General features: G+C 48.1%; 13 protein-coding genes. 3 read left to right on the top strand and 10 right to left on the bottom strand.

What is annotated here, in order from left to right:
* Nucleotides 1-122 precede the first annotated feature (122 nt).
* From AR333_RS13960 to AR333_RS13925, 8 genes are all read right to left on the bottom strand, one after another.
* Nucleotides 123-1,460 (bottom strand): MFS transporter, encoded by a 1,338-nt coding sequence (locus AR333_RS13960; protein WP_068775944.1) that lies wholly within the window; start codon nucleotides 1,458-1,460, stop codon nucleotides 123-125.
* 63 nt (nucleotides 1,461-1,523) lie between these two features.
* Nucleotides 1,524-3,803, bottom strand: a complete 2,280-nt coding sequence (locus tag AR333_RS13955) for an arylsulfatase (RefSeq protein WP_068775943.1) — start codon at nucleotides 3,801-3,803, stop codon at nucleotides 1,524-1,526.
* 196 nt (nucleotides 3,804-3,999) lie between these two features.
* The gene (locus AR333_RS13950; protein ID WP_068775942.1) at nucleotides 4,000-4,929 is read right to left on the bottom strand and encodes a TauD/TfdA family dioxygenase; all 930 of its coding nucleotides are present in this window, start codon (nucleotides 4,927-4,929) and stop codon (nucleotides 4,000-4,002) included.
* 231 nt (nucleotides 4,930-5,160) lie between these two features.
* A complete protein-coding gene (locus tag AR333_RS13945) occupies nucleotides 5,161-5,754 on the bottom strand; it encodes a TetR/AcrR family transcriptional regulator (RefSeq protein WP_068775941.1) in 594 nt (197 codons plus the stop codon).
* Nucleotides 5,755-5,856: 102 nt separating this feature from the next.
* Entirely contained in the window at nucleotides 5,857-7,086 is a 1,230-nt protein-coding gene (locus AR333_RS13940; RefSeq protein ID WP_068775940.1) for an aminopeptidase, read from the bottom strand.
* A gap of 99 nt (nucleotides 7,087-7,185) precedes the next feature.
* A complete protein-coding gene (locus tag AR333_RS13935; protein ID WP_068775939.1) occupies nucleotides 7,186-7,599 on the bottom strand; it encodes a hypothetical protein in 414 nt (137 codons plus the stop codon).
* 345 nt (nucleotides 7,600-7,944) lie between these two features.
* Nucleotides 7,945-9,081 carry a 5-methyltetrahydropteroyltriglutamate--homocysteine S-methyltransferase gene (locus AR333_RS13930; protein ID WP_068775938.1) on the bottom strand — a complete coding sequence of 379 codons (1,137 nt, stop codon included), beginning with the start codon at nucleotides 9,079-9,081 and terminating at the stop codon, nucleotides 7,945-7,947.
* A gap of 117 nt (nucleotides 9,082-9,198) precedes the next feature.
* Nucleotides 9,199-10,101, bottom strand: a complete 903-nt coding sequence (locus tag AR333_RS13925) for a LysR family transcriptional regulator (RefSeq protein ID WP_068775937.1) — start codon at nucleotides 10,099-10,101, stop codon at nucleotides 9,199-9,201.
* A 142-nt stretch (nucleotides 10,102-10,243) separates the two neighbouring features.
* On the opposite strand from AR333_RS13925, the gene AR333_RS13920 reads away from it, so the two are divergent.
* The gene (locus AR333_RS13920) at nucleotides 10,244-11,236 is read left to right on the top strand and encodes a glycerophosphodiester phosphodiesterase family protein (protein WP_068775936.1); all 993 of its coding nucleotides are present in this window, start codon (nucleotides 10,244-10,246) and stop codon (nucleotides 11,234-11,236) included.
* A 33-nt stretch (nucleotides 11,237-11,269) separates the two neighbouring features.
* Here the strand turns inward: AR333_RS13920 and AR333_RS13915 are convergent, their stop codons facing one another.
* On the bottom strand, nucleotides 11,270-12,625 hold the full coding sequence (locus tag AR333_RS13915; protein ID WP_068775935.1) for a PLP-dependent aminotransferase family protein: 1,356 nt from the start codon (nucleotides 12,623-12,625) through the stop codon (nucleotides 11,270-11,272).
* Between the two features lie 194 nt (nucleotides 12,626-12,819).
* Here AR333_RS13915 and AR333_RS13910 point away from each other — a divergent pair, with 194 nt between their 5' ends.
* Both AR333_RS13910 and AR333_RS13905 read left to right on the top strand, forming a co-directional pair.
* Nucleotides 12,820-13,596, top strand: coding sequence for an arylamine N-acetyltransferase (locus AR333_RS13910; RefSeq protein ID WP_068775934.1), 777 nt, complete (start codon nucleotides 12,820-12,822; stop codon nucleotides 13,594-13,596).
* Between the two features lie 355 nt (nucleotides 13,597-13,951).
* On the top strand, nucleotides 13,952-15,412 hold the full coding sequence (locus AR333_RS13905; RefSeq protein WP_068775933.1) for an MFS transporter: 1,461 nt from the start codon (nucleotides 13,952-13,954) through the stop codon (nucleotides 15,410-15,412).
* A gap of 155 nt (nucleotides 15,413-15,567) precedes the next feature.
* On the opposite strand, the gene AR333_RS13900 is transcribed toward AR333_RS13905, so the two are convergent.
* Nucleotides 15,568-16,266 (bottom strand): SUMF1/EgtB/PvdO family nonheme iron enzyme, encoded by a 699-nt coding sequence (locus AR333_RS13900; protein WP_068775932.1) that lies wholly within the window; start codon nucleotides 16,264-16,266, stop codon nucleotides 15,568-15,570.
* Between the last annotated feature and the right edge of the window lie 132 nt (nucleotides 16,267-16,398).

Below are 16,398 nucleotides of genomic sequence, written 5' to 3'. Positions count from 1 at the left end.
CTTATGGGACAAGTCTTTTTATCTTATCATTATTTAAATCCGTATCAAACTATCACGCAAACGCAAAAAACTCCGTATACAGCAGCAAACGCTGATGTATACGGAGTTAAATGAAGTAAAGCCTATACGGGCACGCTTTCCTTACTTACATTTCTGGAGTCGTTCGGTTGATGAGTCGTTACCGTAAACGGCTTTTCCGTGAGGAAGAGTGACGTCAAAGCACCGGTAAGTGCAATGCCGATGAATAGAACAAACACAAGACTGAAATCTAGTCCTGCCGACGTCTGGATGATCAGTGCGCCCGCCACAATCGGTGTCAGGAACGAGCCTCCGATTTGAGCCAAACCGTTTGACAAACCGTAAGCCGTGGCGACTATGCCGCTTCCGTATCTTTTCTGAAAATAGATGTTGATCGGCACCATACTCGCTGTCATAAAGAATCCGTGCATCGCCATTCCCGTTACAAGCAGACCCAGCTGGGACGCGGACTCCACTAGCGACAGCAAGAAAAGCGCGCCCGCAGATGCCGCAAAACTGACCAGCAGTACCCAGCGGCTGCCTATACCGGGCCTTCGGTCATGAAGATAACCGAACAAGAGAATACCCAGCAGCGAGAATATCCCAGGAATAATAGCAATCATGCCCATCTGAGCCAGTGTAAAATGCAGTCCTTCCATTAAGTAGGTAGACTGCCATAATCCAAAACCGACCCCAAGTGAGATTTGAGCAAAAATAAGGAGGATCGCAAACCAGAAGTTGCGGTCTTTCATAAGCTGTACCACAACACTCCGATCGACTTTCGGAGCCTGCACCGGCAGTCCGGACGCCAGCGCACCTTCCGTGATCAGCGCATATTCTTCTTGTGATAAGCGTCCACGGGCAAGAGCTTTCTCCGGGCTGTCATAGACGAATTTCCATACCGCCCATGCTGCAAGAAGACCGGGAATAATCATCACGTAGAACACCGGACGCCAGTCCCCGAAATACGTAGTAAGCGGAATGGCAATTACGACGGGAAGGATGCCGCCAAGCACGGCAGAAGTCATCAGAAGCGACGTCGCTCTTCCTCTTTCTTTGGCTGGGAACCACCGGCTGATCAGACCTAGAGAAGCCGATATATCCGGGGCTTCGAACAATCCGAGACTGAGCCGTACCGCGATAAAATGGACGGTGTTCTGGATCATTCCGGTAAACACCGTCACGACACTGAACGCAATTGTGATGACTTTGAGGATAATGCGTCCTCCCCATTTGTCTGACAAGTAACCGCCGAACATATTCCCGATAATAATGGTTATAAAGAAGCTTGAGCTGGCCAGACCCGTAATAAAAAGGGACAACCCCAGATCATTGCGAATCAGCGGGAGCAAGGTAGTCGTCAGCCCGCGGTCCAGCATATTAATCATAAAAATAAACCAAAGTGTCCCGAGCAGGACATATCGTTTAGGTATTGATTTCATCCGAGTCACCGTCCCCTTGAGTTCATGAAGTCTCCAGCGGTCCGGTAGACTCTTCTTCCACGCTTAATCTTTGGCAAGCTCGAGCTGGAGCTTCTGATCTTCATCGAAGTTCAGACTCTCGGCCTGAAAATCTACTTTGTAAAGCAGTCCGCTGAACCGGAACGGCACCTCATAGACCAGACTTACCGGAGTGACCTCATTTTCTCCGACACTGAACACACCGGGACCCTCTACCATCGAAGCCACTTGAGGAATAATTCCCTCTCCGGCTTTCACTTCATTAATGAACAGCCGTCCTGTACCGCCTCCGCCTTCCGGTGCCTGAAGGAACTCAAATCTCAATCTGGCGGCACCGACAGGGACTTCAAGCTCCGATGTAATGACCGTATGCTTCTCACCCAGATAGTTATAGTGAAAGATCAGGCGATTCTGCTGCACGAATAGGGAATAACCTCCGAATCTGCCTCCAAAAGAGACAAGCACCCCTTCATCCTGCACGGATTCCCTTTCTACATAAGCGGTGAAGGAATAGTTCTGATTGCGGGTATTAGGCGATAATGCGACATCCAGTCCAAAATCCGACGGATAATAAGTGCGGGTAAGTTTTTGTCCAGTCCGCCTGGCGTCATTGTCCCCCCGTGATAAATAATAGGTCCCGTTCAGCGGCAGGTAGCCCCGGGTTTCGGCTTCCGACCACCACAGGTCAATCAAATGCCGCAACTTCTCCGGGTGCTTATCCGCCAAGTTCCGGTTCTCGGAGAAATCTTCGTCGGTATGGTACAGTTCCCACACATCTTCCTCGAATGAAGTGCCCGGCACATGCCTGGCGACAGCTTTCCAGCCCTGCTGCCAGATCGCGCGGTTGCCTACCATTTCATACAGCTGAATTTCTTTGCGGGTCGGTGCCTCTTCGGAATCAAATGTGTACTGCAGGCTCACTCCGTCCAGAGGACGCTGAGCATATCCGTTCACGGATTCGGGAGGCTCGATGCCGATGAGATCCAGAACAGTCGGTGTTACATCCGATACATGATGATACTGGCTGCGGATGCCGCCTCCATCCTTAATCCGGTTCGGATAATGGATAATGAGCGGGTCTTTCACTCCGCCCGCGTGCACGAAAGTTTTGTACCATTTGAGCGGCGTATTGCCGACTTGAGCCCAGCCGAGCGGATAATGGTTGTAGGCGGCCGGTGTCCCAAGCTCGTTGATCCGGGCCAGTTCTCCGGCCAGGTCATCATTTCTCATCCCGAGATTGAAGTTCTTCCATTCGTTCCACGAACCGAGCAGACCGCCTTCCGGGCTGGCCCCGTTATCCGACAGGAGAACGATGACGGTGTTATCAAGCTGACCGATTTCTTCCAGATAGCCGACCAGACGACCGATGTGATCATCCAGATGCTGCAGAAATCCGGCGAATACTTCCTGCATCCGGGCGAACAGCTTCTGCTCGTCTGCGCTCAGATCCGCCCAAGCACGGATGCCGGGATTTCTAGGCGGCAGCTCGGCATTGGCCGGAATAATCCCCAGCTCCTTCTGACGGTTGAACCACTCTTCCCGTACAACGTCCCATCCTTTATCATACTTGCCTTTGTATGCATCAATATACGACTGCGGCGCATGATGCGGCGCGTGTGTCGCACCGTATGCCAGATAGCAGAAGAACGGCCTCTCCGGTGCCGCTGACTTTTGCTTCCGGATATAGTCGATCGCCTTATCCGTCAAATCTTCAGTCAGATGGTAGCCTTCTTCGGCACGTCTGGGCTGCGGAATCCGTTCGTTGCCCATAGCGAGCTCCGGATTCCACTGGCTCGTCTCGCCGCCGAGAAAGCCATAGTAGTGTTCGAATCCGCGGCCGAGCGGCCAATCTTCGAACGGCCCGGCGAAGCTGATTTCATCGCCGGGCAAGAGATGCCATTTGCCGACGGCAAATGTGCTGTAGCCGCTCGCCTTCAGCGTCTCGCTGATCAGAGCGGAGTCGCGGCTGATGCGGCTCCGGTTGTTCGGGTAGCCCGTGTCGCTCAGCGCTACGAAGGACAGCCCGACGGAATGGGCGTCCCGGCCGGTCAGCAGGCTGGCCCGGGTCGGCGAACAGATCGCCGTCGTGTGGAAGTTGCTGTAGCGCAGACCGCCTTCGGCCAGCTTGTCGATGTTAGGGGTCGAAATATCCGACCCATAGCAGCCCAGGTGCGAGAATCCCGTGTCGTCGAGCACGATGTATACCACGTTGGGCGCGCCTTCGGGAGCTTTCGGGCGCTCTGGCCACCAGGGGACGGAATCCTGAACCGTGCGGCCGATTACACCCTGAAAAGATGTCTGCGCGCTATTCTTCTGGACACTCATGATAAAGAATACCTCCTTGTCAACTCTGGTTACCTGTATGTATTTAAAAGCAAACTTTATTTTAAGCTCTATCCATTTTCACTTAAGTAAGGCTGCGATCTGATCTGCTCTCATACTATTAAGTTAGTAAGCTGTAAAGTGGTCAGATCGTCCGCCGGCAGCCGCTTTGGAGCTCTGCTTAATTGGACTGGTTTGTTCAATAAGGACGGTCCCCCACAATGGAAACGCGCTCTACTTGGCGGCGGTTCGGGAAATAGTCGGAAGCCGCGTAATGCTGAGTCGCACGGTTATCCCAGAAAGCGAGGGAGTCCGGCTCCCAATGAAAACGGACTTGATATTCAGGAGCATGTGCCTGCTTGAACAGATATTGCAGCAGTTCTTCACTTTCTTCCTGCTCCAAACCTACGATCTTAGTTGTGAAGGCCGTGTTCACGAACAATGTCTTCCGCCCGGTTTCCGGGTGAGTACGGACGACAGGATGCTCCGCTGCAGGAAACTCGATTTGTTTCGCAGCGAGCGCTTCTTCCGGCAAGTGACGGCCAAAGGCGTGGGTGAAATCGTGAATGGCAGTAAGCCCTTCAATGCGCTCCTTGACTTCATCCGGCAGATTATCATAAGCAGCCCCCATATCAGCCCAAAGCGTATCCCCTCCGGCAGGCGGCGCTTCAACCAGGCGCAGAATCGCGCCGAGTGCCGGGTTCAGCCTCCACGAAACATCACTATGCCAGACGTTTTCGTAGCCGACCGCTTTTTCGTTCTTAGTAAAACGCGCGACTTCTTCCACATCTCCTTGCGGGATAAAAGGATGGGTCTCCAGATCCCCCCATTTGCGGGCCAAATCCAAATGCTGCTCCGATGTAATCGGCTGATTGCGGAAGAAAATCACTTTCCACTCCAGCAGCGCCCGGTTCAATTCTTCTTTCAATTCATCTGTAAGCGGAATCCTCAGATCAACGCCTTCGATTTCTGCTCCGATAATCGGACCGAGCGGTTTTACAGTAAATAAAGTGTAGGGCTTCTCCTCAGTTCCCGCCGGCAGACGGTTTAGCACGTATGGACCGGTACGGCCCCTCTTGCGGTAGGGCAGATTCAATGGACGTTCTACGGCAATAATCGTTTCACTCATTCTCAATTCCTCCAGACTCATTTGGTTTTGGGTATAAAAAAAGAGACACAACGATTAACCATTCGTTGAATCTCCAGTGATCTGGTGGATCCTCAATATTCATATATCCCTATAAGATAACTAGGAATAATGATTTAAAAAAATACAGAACGATCAATCTGTCAGCCTGTGCACTGATTTTAACAAGCGGCAACAGCTCTGTCAATTCTTTTTTATTTCATCAGACAGCCTTTAATCGGCTATAAAGAAACGCACGACTTCCTCCGGCAGCGGTTGGCAAAGCTCTCCGAATCCGCGAAAACGGCTTACCGCCAAGCCCTCGATCAAAGACAAATAACATAACGCCATCATTTCGGGCTGATCTGACACGGCCTTACCTTCCGTATGGCTCTCCCGCATGATCCGGATTAACGGCTCCAAGTTCTCACGGGCTTTGGCAGCAGCTTTGGTCCGGATGTTCTCCGGTATGGAATCTGAAGAAGGCGTCTGCACAATGAGATAAATATATTCAGCTTTGACGGAGGAATTAAGCAGATGCCGGCAGTGCCAAAGCAGCTTTTCTTTCGCAGAGCCGGACTGCCTTGAAGCTTCGATAGTCAATTGACCATAGAAATCCTGTACATAATCCAGCAGGGCTTCGTACATCTCATCTTTGGACTTGTAAAAGTTGTACAGATTCGCATGGCTGATTCCAGCTTCCGATGCAATCTCACTTACCTTGGCGCCGCTGTACCCTTTACGGAAAAAAACCTGTAAGGCAGCTTGCAAAATTTGTTGTTTCCTCAGCTCTCTCAGCTGATGATCTTTCTCGGGGTTACGGGGCAATAGTTTCCCTCCTATATTTGGATCCGCACAAGAAGAAAAGCCTGATTCATCAGGCTTCTCCTGTTCTGCAGAGTTATCTGTCTTTGACATTACGAAGCCGGATTAAACCGCCCAGTTGCCGCTGCGGAAGATCAGCTCCAGCGTACCGTCCGCAAGCTCTCCGTCAATTTCCATATCAGGTGATCCAATCATAAAGTCGACGTGCGTCAGACTATCGTTAAGTCCCGCTTGATGCAGTTCTTCGGGCGACATCGACGTGCCGTTTTCTACGCAGAAGGCGAATGAGCGGCCGATTGCCAGGTGACAGGAGGCATTCTCATCAAACAATGTGTTATAGAAAATGAGATTAGAGTTCGATATCGGAGAATCGTCCGGAACCAGTGCAATTTCGCCCAGGTAGCGTGCACCTTCATCGATGTTAAGCATCGTACTGAGAGCGTCATAGCCTTTCTCCGCCTGGAAGTCTACAACACGGCCATTTTCAAATGTTAAGGAGAAATTTTCAATCAGCTTGCCTTGAAAACTCAGAGGCTTCGTGCTGCGGACGATTCCGCTTGTACCTGCCCGATGAGGGGATACGAACACTTCTTCCGTCGGAACATTCGGATTGAAGATTTCGCCTTTCGCGTTATTAGCCGTTCCGCCTCTCCAAATATGGTTGTGAGGTAATTCGACAGTCAGGTTCGTTCCGGGAGCCCGGTAGTGTAGCTTCTTGTACTGCTTGGCAGATAACTCTTCGCGCTTGCTGCTAAGAACATCATTGTGATTTCCCCAGAGCTTCACCGGATTATCCTGATCTGCCCGGGTTGCCTTGAAAATCGCCTCCCACAAAGCACGGATAGCTTCTTCTTCGCTTACGCCAGGAAATACTTTCTTCGCCCATTCTGCCGAAGGCGCGGCTATAATTGACCAGGTCATCTTGTAAGAGGTCATATAAGTTCTCCATTTGGCCAGTGCCGTGCCTGCTGATTTGGAGAAGGCTGCAACGCGTTTGCCGTCCACATCCTTCAGCAGCTCAGGATTGCCGGATTCAATGAACAGGTAAGCGCCGCCGTTCTCAGCATTATCCTCAAGTGCTTTCACTCTCCAGGCTGGATATTCTTCGAATGCTTCCTCTGGCGCATGTTCGTATTTAATCCGAGTACAAATTTCATCCTGCCATTCGATATGTACATGTTTGGCTCCCGCCTCATAAGCCTTGCGCGTGATCAGCCGCACGAACTCCGGCATATGAATAGGCGCGTTAATCCATAAGTCTTGCCCCGGCTGTAAGTTTACCGCTACCTTCACGGCAAGATCCGCATATTTATCAAGATTGGATTCAAAAGTCATAACAATCCTCCCGGCTATTTGTCTTTAATTATTACAACAGTATAGGACAAATTCCTGCTTTAAATCAATTTTTATTAACCTAAGGTTAAAAATTCAGGATTACCTGAAACCGATTTCAATGCGCTGCGGTTTCACATAGGGTTCCCTTCCGGATTTCTGGATATCAAAACTCACCACAAAATAGGTATAGACGAATTTATAAGGATCTCCCGGCTCCTCGAATTCAATCGTGAACTCGAAATCATGCGATACGGAGCTGTAGCAGCAACCGAAGTCTGCGGTATATAGAGACCACTCGCCTTCCAGCTTTAAGAAGTTCTTGAGGAAACCCACCGCAGATTCCATATGAGTATCCATATTCGAAACAATATCCTGCGCCATTGCCAGATAATGCCCATCCGGCCCTTTTTCATTCCCTTTTACGAAAAGATCCACATCACCACCGGTATACTGCCAATATTTCTTATTAAAAATCATTTTTTCGAGATCCGAAGCTTTTAATGAATGACCCATAGCAACCTCCTTCTGCCGGTAATCTTGCTGGTTATAAAGACAACGTCTTCCAATAAACTCATACTATTTAATTTAACATATTTGATTCCTATTTTCCTTTGGACAAGGATAATAACCGCAAAATCATTCTCGCCATTTGATCGGGGCTGCTCACTATCTTTTCGCTTTAACGGATGATCGGATTCAGCGGGATTTGGGATATGATTAGTCTTCTTGCCAGAACAAAAACCACGCTTCAATAGCGTGGTTTTGGGATTTCGGTGGGACTGTGGAAAATCTTGCTCAAGAGTCCTTGCCTTCCGACCTATACAGCTGAGTTAACAAGTTAATGCTGGAATGTCCCGCTTATTTCCAAATTTCCTCGGCAATTTCTTTGATGAAAGCAAGTTTGTTCCACTGCTCTTCTTCCGTCAAAATATTGCCTTCTTCCGTGGAAGCGAATCCGCATTGCGAACTCAAACAAATGTGATTAAGATCCACGACCTTCGCAGCTTCCCTGATCCGGTCGATGATTTCCTTCTTCTCTTCCAGCTCGCCTGTTTTGGAGGAGAACAGTCCGAGCACAACCTGCTGATCTTTCAGATATTTCAGCGGTGCAAAATCACCTGCACGGTCTGTATCGAATTCCAGATAATAACCGTCTATGTGATCGATTCCAAAAAGAGTTTCCGCTACCGGCTCATAACCGCCCGAGGATGCCCAGGTGGAATGGTAGTTCCCGCGGCACACATGAGTGGTAATAATGAGATCGGAGGGAAGGCCTGTGATCGCTTCTTGATTAACACGTGCATAGAGCTTCGCGATTTCAGCTGCCTCGATCCCCTCCTCTTGTCTGGCTTCCCAGTAATTCTTATCGCAAAGCATTCCCCACGTGCAGTCATCAAGCTGCAGGCTGCGGCAGCCTGCTTCGTAGAAAGCGCGGATGGCGGCATTGTAGGCGCTCGCGATGTCCGCTACGAGCTCATCCGTACTGCTGTAGTAAGCATACGTACTCGCTTTGTTCTCTGCACGCTGCAGCTCGGCCAGAAATTGCGCAGGTGCAGGAATTGTCTGGCGTGCGATTATTTCTTCACCAGCAGCACTTTTCAGAAATTTGAAGTGCTCGACAAACGGATGTGCGGAAAATCCGATTCTGCCGGTCAAACGGGCCGTCTCCGCTCTGGTCTCAACTCCCTGGAACTGATAACCTTTCTCGACAAGCGCCTTTTCCACACCGTCCAGGCCCCACATAAAATCAAGATGCCACCAGGAGCGTCTAAACTCGCCATCCGTAACTGCTTTTAGCCCGACTGACTTTTGTTTCTCTACCAGCTTGATAATCTCTTCATCTTCAATCCTCTTCAATTCACCGGCAGAGATCTCATTATTCTGGAATTTGCTCCGCGCTTCCTTAAGCGCCTGGGGACGCAGAAAACTGCCAACCGTATCATATCTGAAAGGTGTTACCGTTCTTTGTGATGCCGTATGCGTTAGATTGCTCATTCGTGTTATCTCCTTTTGTCATTCCTATTTGTTACTAGAAAGATATCACGAATGTTCAGTTATAACGTAACTCCAAATAACTATATCTAGATATAACCTAAGGCTATAACAAGTAGATTAATTAGCCGTGGCTTGCTTCAAGGCCTCTACATAAGTCAGGGCAAGCTTGGACAACGCGATGTTTTTATGACAAATCCAGCCGACTTTAATCGTTTCGTCGCAGTCCAGAGGAACTGGAATAATGTCATTGCCATTTAAATCAGAGCTGAGCACTCCGGTAGAGATGGTATATCCGTTCAATCCGATCAGCAGATTAAAGAGCGTAGCCCGGTCATTGACCCGGATGCTTTTGGGATGTGAAAGCGTACTGAGAATTTCCTCGGAGAAATGAAAGGAATTGTATTCTCCCTGTTCAAACGACAAGTACGGATAATGATGCAGCTGATCGATGGTTACCATGGATTGCTTGGCGAGCGGATTATGAATACTGATGAAGATATGAGGCTTCGCCGTAAATAAACTGTGGAACTCAAGACTGGCGGACTTAAGAAGCTTATGGATGACTTTCGAATTGAAATCATTAAGATATAAGATTCCGATCTCACTGCGCATACTTTTCACATCTTCGATAATTTCAGATGTTTTGGTCTCACGCAAAGCAAACTCGTATTCTTCTTGCCCGTATTCCCTAACCAGATGCACAAAGGCATTCACCGCAAAAGCATAGTGCTGCGTCGACACCGAGAAATGCTGCGGAGAGGGTTTGGCGCCCAGATAGCGGCTTTCCAGCAGCTCGGCCTGTTCGATGACCTGTCTGGCATACCCCAGAAACTCCGCCCCCTCCACGGATAGGGAAATCCCTTTATTCGTCCGTTCAAAAATCACAATCTGAAGCTCTTCCTCCAGATCTTTGATGGCACTCGACAAGCTGGGCTGTGAGATAAATAAGCGCTTCGCCGCCTCATTCATTGATCCCCGGTTTGCCGCCTCGATCACATATTTCAGTTGCTGCAATGTCACTTGAATGCACCTCCTTGATTGGATCTGTTCTCTGTGACACGTAAACGATTGAATCCATTGTGTATCGTCTCTGTGCCTGATTTATTCTTTTCAATACGTTATAGTAGAAGAAATGGTGGTTGGATTACGGAGGGAATTAAGAGTGAAACGATTCATACGTATAATCAAGAGCAAGCTCGCACTTTTTCTTCTTCTGCTTTTCGTCTTTATTTATTTGAATAATAGTTCTTTGTTTACGGAACAGCGCAGCGGAGACCCTCTTCTTCTCGCTCACCGTGGTCTTGCACAGACCTTTTCGATGGAGGGAATCACGGGTGATACCTGTACGGCTGAACGGATTTATGAACCTGAGCATCCTTTCCTCGAGAATACGATTCCATCTATGAAAGCTGCTTTTGAAGCCGGGGCAGACATCGTTGAACTGGATATCAAGCCTACCAAAGACGGACAATTTGCCGTATTTCACGACTGGACACTGGACTGCCGGACCAACGTGCAAGGCAAGGTCGGTGACTTTACTCTGGCGGAATTAAAGAAAATGGACATCGGATACGGGTATACCGCAGATCAAGGACAGACCTATCCGTTTCGAGGAAAAGGAATAGGATTAATGCCGTCGCTTGAAGAAGTTCTTGCCTATTTTCCGGATAAGCCATTGCTGATTCATATAAAAAGCAATGACCCGCAAGAAGGGGGTCATTTAGCCCGTTATCTGGAGACTTTGCCGGATAATCGCCTGCAACAGCTAACCGTGTACGGCGGCGATGAGCCTATCGGCACCCTTCAATCAAGCCTCCCCGGTATCCGGGTCATGTCTCTGGCAACGATGAAAAGCTGTCTGCTGCCCTACCTGGCTGCCGGGTGGACAGGATATGTACCTTCCGCTTGCGAGAATACGCAGCTGCACATACCCGAGAAAATCGCCCCTTGGCTGTGGGGATGGCCGGACCGGTTGCTGAACCGGATGGATCGGGCTAACACCCGCGTTATTGTTGTCGGAGGGAGCGGCAGCGATTTCTCAAGCGGATTTGATACTCCCCAAGATATAGAGCGCCTCCCCGGCGGCTTTACGGGCGGGATCTGGACGAACCGGATAGACCGCATTGCCCCGCTGTATCAGAACGAAGGGAATTGAAATGCGCTTTGATTCCAATCAAAGCAGAAGTAATTAAGTTAAGTGAGGACTGGATACTTCAAGCCCCACCTCTTCGAAGATTGCACGGACTCCATCGTCGATTTGAGCCGGCTGCGCACGTGACACGCTAATCCGCAGAAACTTTTCCCGCTTCAGGTACGTGGTTAAATAAAATCCTTTCCCGGAGACAACCCGGATGTTTCTCGCTGCGAGCCGTTTGATCAGCCGTTCAAGGTTTACGGTTTGCGGCAGTTTAAACTGTATGTACATACCCGAATTAACGTTAGATACTCCAATAATACCTTTCTCATTGTACCGCTCGACCGCTTCATTCAAAGCGCGAATTCGTTCCTTATATTGGCCGGATATTTTGTGCTTATGGCGCTCGTACATTCCGTTCTTGATGTACACTTCAAGTGCCGCTTGCGATAATAGTGAGGTGTCCGCATATCTTTTGCAGTCGTGGAACCTCTTAAGCAAGCTTTCCGGCAATACAACCGCGCCCAGCCGTAAGCCCGGAAAAACGATCTTCGAGAAGCTTTTCAAATAAACGACATGAGAAGTCCGGTTGTATGCATAGATCGGATCAAACCTCAGATTTCCGCCCAAATCAGCCATATAATCGTCCTCTACAATATACACGTTGTATTTGCCGGCCAGCCGGGCTATCGTTTTCCTCTCCTGAACGCTGTACGTGGTTCCGAGTGGATTATGATACCTGGACATGGTATAGAAAAACTTAATCCCGCCTGATTTGAATCTCTCTTCCAATTCATGCAAATCAATCCCATCCGCTGTACGGGCAATTCCGCATACCGGTATGCCTTCCTCTTCAAGAAACCTCATATAAATATCGTAACTGGGCTGCTCTAGGAGGATAACCGATTTCCCGTTCGGAAACGGCATCTTCGCTAAAATACCCAGTGCCTGCTGAACTCCCGACGTTAGCACGATCTGCTTGGGGTCCGCAAACACTTGATCGCCCGCCAAATGCGAGGATAGCGTGTACCGGAGCTTTTCCAGCCCATTCACATCCCCATACGTGAACAATTGAGACTTGTAGGTATCAATCGCCTTGTTCAAGCAATGTTGGAAGTCCAAATAGGGAAATACATTTATATCCGGCAGCGCCGAGGCAAAATCAATTGGGGTACTCTCTTTTATGTCCGATTCTTCTTCCGATTTACCTACCACGTAATATCCGCTTTGCGGTACCGAATAAATGGCATGCTTTTTCTCCAGTTCCGCATAGGTTCGTGTAATAGTACTGACGCTGCATCCATAGAGCTTCGCCGCACTGCGGACGGAAGGCAGCCTCTGACCGGGGCCGTAATGTCCTTCCGTAATTTTCTGCTCGAGATCGGAAAGAAATGACATGTATTTTCTCAGATAACTCCCCCCTCATCTTTATTTATTATAAATCATTTCTTAACTGTATCGGTACAGTTAACTTAATAGAATATTGTCCGCAGCTTGAATACACTCTATTATTCAGATACCGGTAGAGGTTCGCGAACGAATTCCCCAATTTCCGTAGTAAAAGCGAAAAGAATAATTTCAAGTACATAACGGAGGCATGACTAATGAGTGAGTTAAATACACGGTTTCGTGAAAGAATCGGATTTCCGGCTCATGAACCGATTACTTTCGGCAGCTTAGCCAGCATCCTCGAATTAATGCCAAGGAATATCCCTTTTGAAAATTTGAGTATTATAGAGAACAGAACACGTGAGATTACTAAAGAAAACTTAATAAATAAAATATTCGTACAGCAAGAAGGCGGCTTATGTTATGAACTAAACACGATTCTCTATTTCTTTTTAATCGATCAGGGCTTTGACGCTGTTCTCACGCGAGCTACTGTGTACAATCACGACACCCGCAACTATGCCCCGTTTGGAAGAACTCACGCAACTATCCTGCTGACTCATAATGAACAAATTTATCTGGTTGATACGGGATTCGGAGGCAATTTGCCGCTAAAGCCCGTTCCTCTAAACGGAGAAATCATAACGTCCATGAATGGGGATTTTCGGATTAGGAGAGTAAACAGCGAGTATGGAGACGCTATTCTTGATATGAAATTGAGATGTAAAGACACCGATTGGAAGATCGGATATGCATTCCATTCCGGATTGCATGTTGCGGATGTATCGGAATTTAACAGCGTCCAGAAAATTATCGCCGAGCATCCGGAATCTCCTTTTAATACACACCCCTTGATAACGAAACAGACAGAACTAGGGAGCGTAACTCTATCGGACACTTCACTAACAATCCGGGAGCATGGTAACGTGATGAAAGAGAAGATTGACAGTGTAAAATTTAGAGAACTTTTGAAACAACATTTTGATAGATGAAATCCCAATAACCTTGACCAGATGGTCAAGGTTATTGCCATCGCTTATCCGCGCATATCGAAGTACAGGACATGTTCTTTCGTAATCTATTTTATTTTTCATACATACCCGTTTTGCCGGAATTTCATGACTGCCGGCCACTTCTTTGCGGGCATCCGACACATGCCAAAAAATTTTAAAATTCGCCACATGAAGCGGGTTCTTGGGAAACTGCGGCATTTGTGACCGATCAGATGAAATGCAAACGCTTTCTAGTCATAGAATTTTTCCTCCGGCAAATCTATCCTGTTTTACTCGGCTAATAAAATGTTAGGATAGAGTAATCAGTTCAAAATATAAATAAGGAGCTTAACAAGTGCGGATACATCCGATTCATATGTTACGTATAACAGGTCTTCTAGACGGGATCTCATTATTAGTCTTGCTAGGCATCGCTATGCCCATGAAATATATCTGGGGGATTGATCAAGCTGTTACGATTGTAGGCAGCATTCACGGGGGGATTTTCACTCTGTATGCACTAGCTATACTCTATGCCGCAATCCGGATTAATTGGAGCCTGTTTTGGCCTGCGGCAGCAATCGCGGCAGCTTTCATCCCATTCGGTAATTTCTTGCTCGATTGGAAGCTGAAGAAGGCGCAGGCTCAATATCAAGTAAAGCCTTTTAATTACGCGCTGATCGTGTACAGTATCGTGTTCTTTTCTTTTATCGATTTATTTACACAACTGCCGGTCATGAGCACGTTCGCGACTTCCGTCGGTGCCAGCGCGTTTATTGCAGGCTTTGTTGTGGGTCTATATTCGTTAACCAATACAATCGGCAATATTTTATCCGGTATTATGACCGATAGGATCGGACCTTTCAAGATTTTAATGGTCGGATTGGTTTTAACCAGTATTACGTTGCTGCTTTATCATTTTGTCGATCAACCTTATTTATTAATAGGGGTTCGGATCATCCATGGCTTTGTTTCGGGATTAATTGTCCCTGCTGCGTTTACATTCTCTGCGAATACAACGGGAAATGATCAGCAGGGCAAAAAAGTAGCCTTCACCGGTACTTTTGTGGGACTAGCCGCCATTATCGGTCCCGCTTTCAGCGGAATTATGGCAAGCAAAACTTCCGTACCGTTCGTCTTTACTTGTGTAGCTATTTTGGGATTTGTGTTAACCATCCTCTCGGCTATTTTTCTCAGCAAGCTCAAGCTATCTAAGAAAGTGAAAGACGACACTATCATTCAAACATCAGGTTCGCTTTTTAATCTGGGAATATTAAAGGCTTATGGCGGGGCTTTTTTCTTAATGTTCTCGCAAGGCGTGATCGCTTATTTGCTGCCTTTGCATGTTCAGGCGCTTGGATATGATTCGAAGTTAAGCGGCACCTTAATGAGCACTTTCGGAATAATTGCTGTTCTGGTATTCGTACTTCCGACTAATCGCATATTCGATCGTGTGGCCCCGGCCAGGACAATGGCGATCGGTCTTTGTTTAATGGGACTTAGTCAACTGCTTATCAGCCTATCGACGATCACCTTATCCCTTTACTTCGTATTAGGTTTATATGGAGTAGGCTTTGCATTCTTGTTCCCTTCTATTAATACCATGCTTATAAAAGCTACGACCGCCGAGCTGCGCGGTAAAGCTTATGGATACTTCTACGCCTTCTTCTCTCTCGGCGTCGTTGCCGGATCATCTGTGATAGGCTGGCTGCCCTTCACCATATTGGAGGGCTTCGTATTCACTGGATCCATCCTGCTCGTATTTGCTCTCTTTGTCGTATTTGACAAGCAAAGCAATCGTGCGTTGAATCATTAGTGAACAACCGCCGGAGAGCATGGGGGACTGAACCCTGAACGTGAGATAAATCAGAGCACCTTCAAGAGGATGCCTTCATGTCTTAAGATATGGGGGACAAACTTTGGAGGTGTTTTTGGCATTGGCATCAACTGTCAGCAAACAACCGGAACGGCCTACATGGATCTGGCAAGTCGAAAACCGAGATCATCAATTCCAAATGTAGGGTGACTGCGGCGGCGGCATGTGGCTCCACAGCCCCTATTCTCTTCCGCCCAGCTTCCACCGCGGAAAACTCTGTAGGTGCCATAGACACGGACATCGTATAAATCCCAGCACCACTCCCAGACATTTCCTAACATATCGCAGAGCCCCCACGCATTCGGCAGCTTCCGGCCTACCTCGTGTACCCTGCCTTCCGAGTTCTCACGATACCAGGCTATCTCTTCAAGCTCACCGTACTGATACCCGGCAATTCCTGCTTTACACGCATACTGCCATTCCGCTTCGGTAGGAAGACGATAGCCATCCGCTTCCCAGTTACATACAATGCTCTCCCCATCATCACTTACGGAGTAACATTCGGTCAGACCCGAGTGTTGAGATAATTTATTACAAAATATAACGGCATCATTCCAAGAGACATTCACAACCGGATTCTGAAGGTGTTCATGAGGTTCGACTGTCCGGTTCGAAATCGAGAAATATAACTCGTTCGTAACCGGAACTGGTGCAAGCAAAAAAGATCGCAGCTCTACCGTCCATGTAGTCTTTTTCCGGTCATCCCTTAATTGAATTTCACCGGCTGGAATTTTTACCATGGGATACTCAGCAAGCCCAAGCAGCGCCTCTGACACTTGTTCTCCTCCATTCATTCTTTCTCTATTACTTTAACCCACTTATCAGAGATTTGCTTATTACGATACGATCACTGCCTGTACTCTTACGACCGCAATAGTTCTGCCGCCTGCTCCTACTTTCGCCCGTTTCGACAGCTTTTGTTTAGC

It is taken from the genome of Paenibacillus sp. FJAT-26967 (genome assembly GCF_001541095.1).
Classification (GTDB): Bacteria; Bacillota; Bacilli; order Paenibacillales; family NBRC-103111; genus Paenibacillus_F.
This window is presented reverse-complemented; position numbering and strand designations above follow the sequence as displayed.

Bases quoted from the DNA above. Each gene is read 5' to 3' on its own strand.
- AR333_RS13955 (WP_068775943.1), bottom strand. From the start codon at position 3,803: ATGAGTGTCCAGAAGAATAGCGCGCAGACATCTTTTCAGGGTGTAATC.
- AR333_RS13900 (WP_068775932.1), bottom strand. From the start codon at position 16,266: ATGAATGGAGGAGAACAAGTGTCAGAGGCGCTGCTTGGGCTTGCTGAG.
- AR333_RS13940 (WP_068775940.1), bottom strand. From the start codon at position 7,086: ATGACTTTTGAATCCAATCTTGATAAATATGCGGATCTTGCCGTGAAG.
- AR333_RS13960 (WP_068775944.1), bottom strand. From the start codon at position 1,460: ATGAAATCAATACCTAAACGATATGTCCTGCTCGGGACACTTTGGTTT.
- AR333_RS13930 (WP_068775938.1), bottom strand. From the start codon at position 9,081: ATGAGCAATCTAACGCATACGGCATCACAAAGAACGGTAACACCTTTC.
- AR333_RS13910 (WP_068775934.1), top strand. From the start codon at position 12,820: ATGAGTGAGTTAAATACACGGTTTCGTGAAAGAATCGGATTTCCGGCT.
- AR333_RS13935 (WP_068775939.1), bottom strand. From the start codon at position 7,599: ATGGGTCATTCATTAAAAGCTTCGGATCTCGAAAAAATGATTTTTAAT.
- AR333_RS13950 (WP_068775942.1), bottom strand. From the start codon at position 4,929: ATGAGTGAAACGATTATTGCCGTAGAACGTCCATTGAATCTGCCCTAC.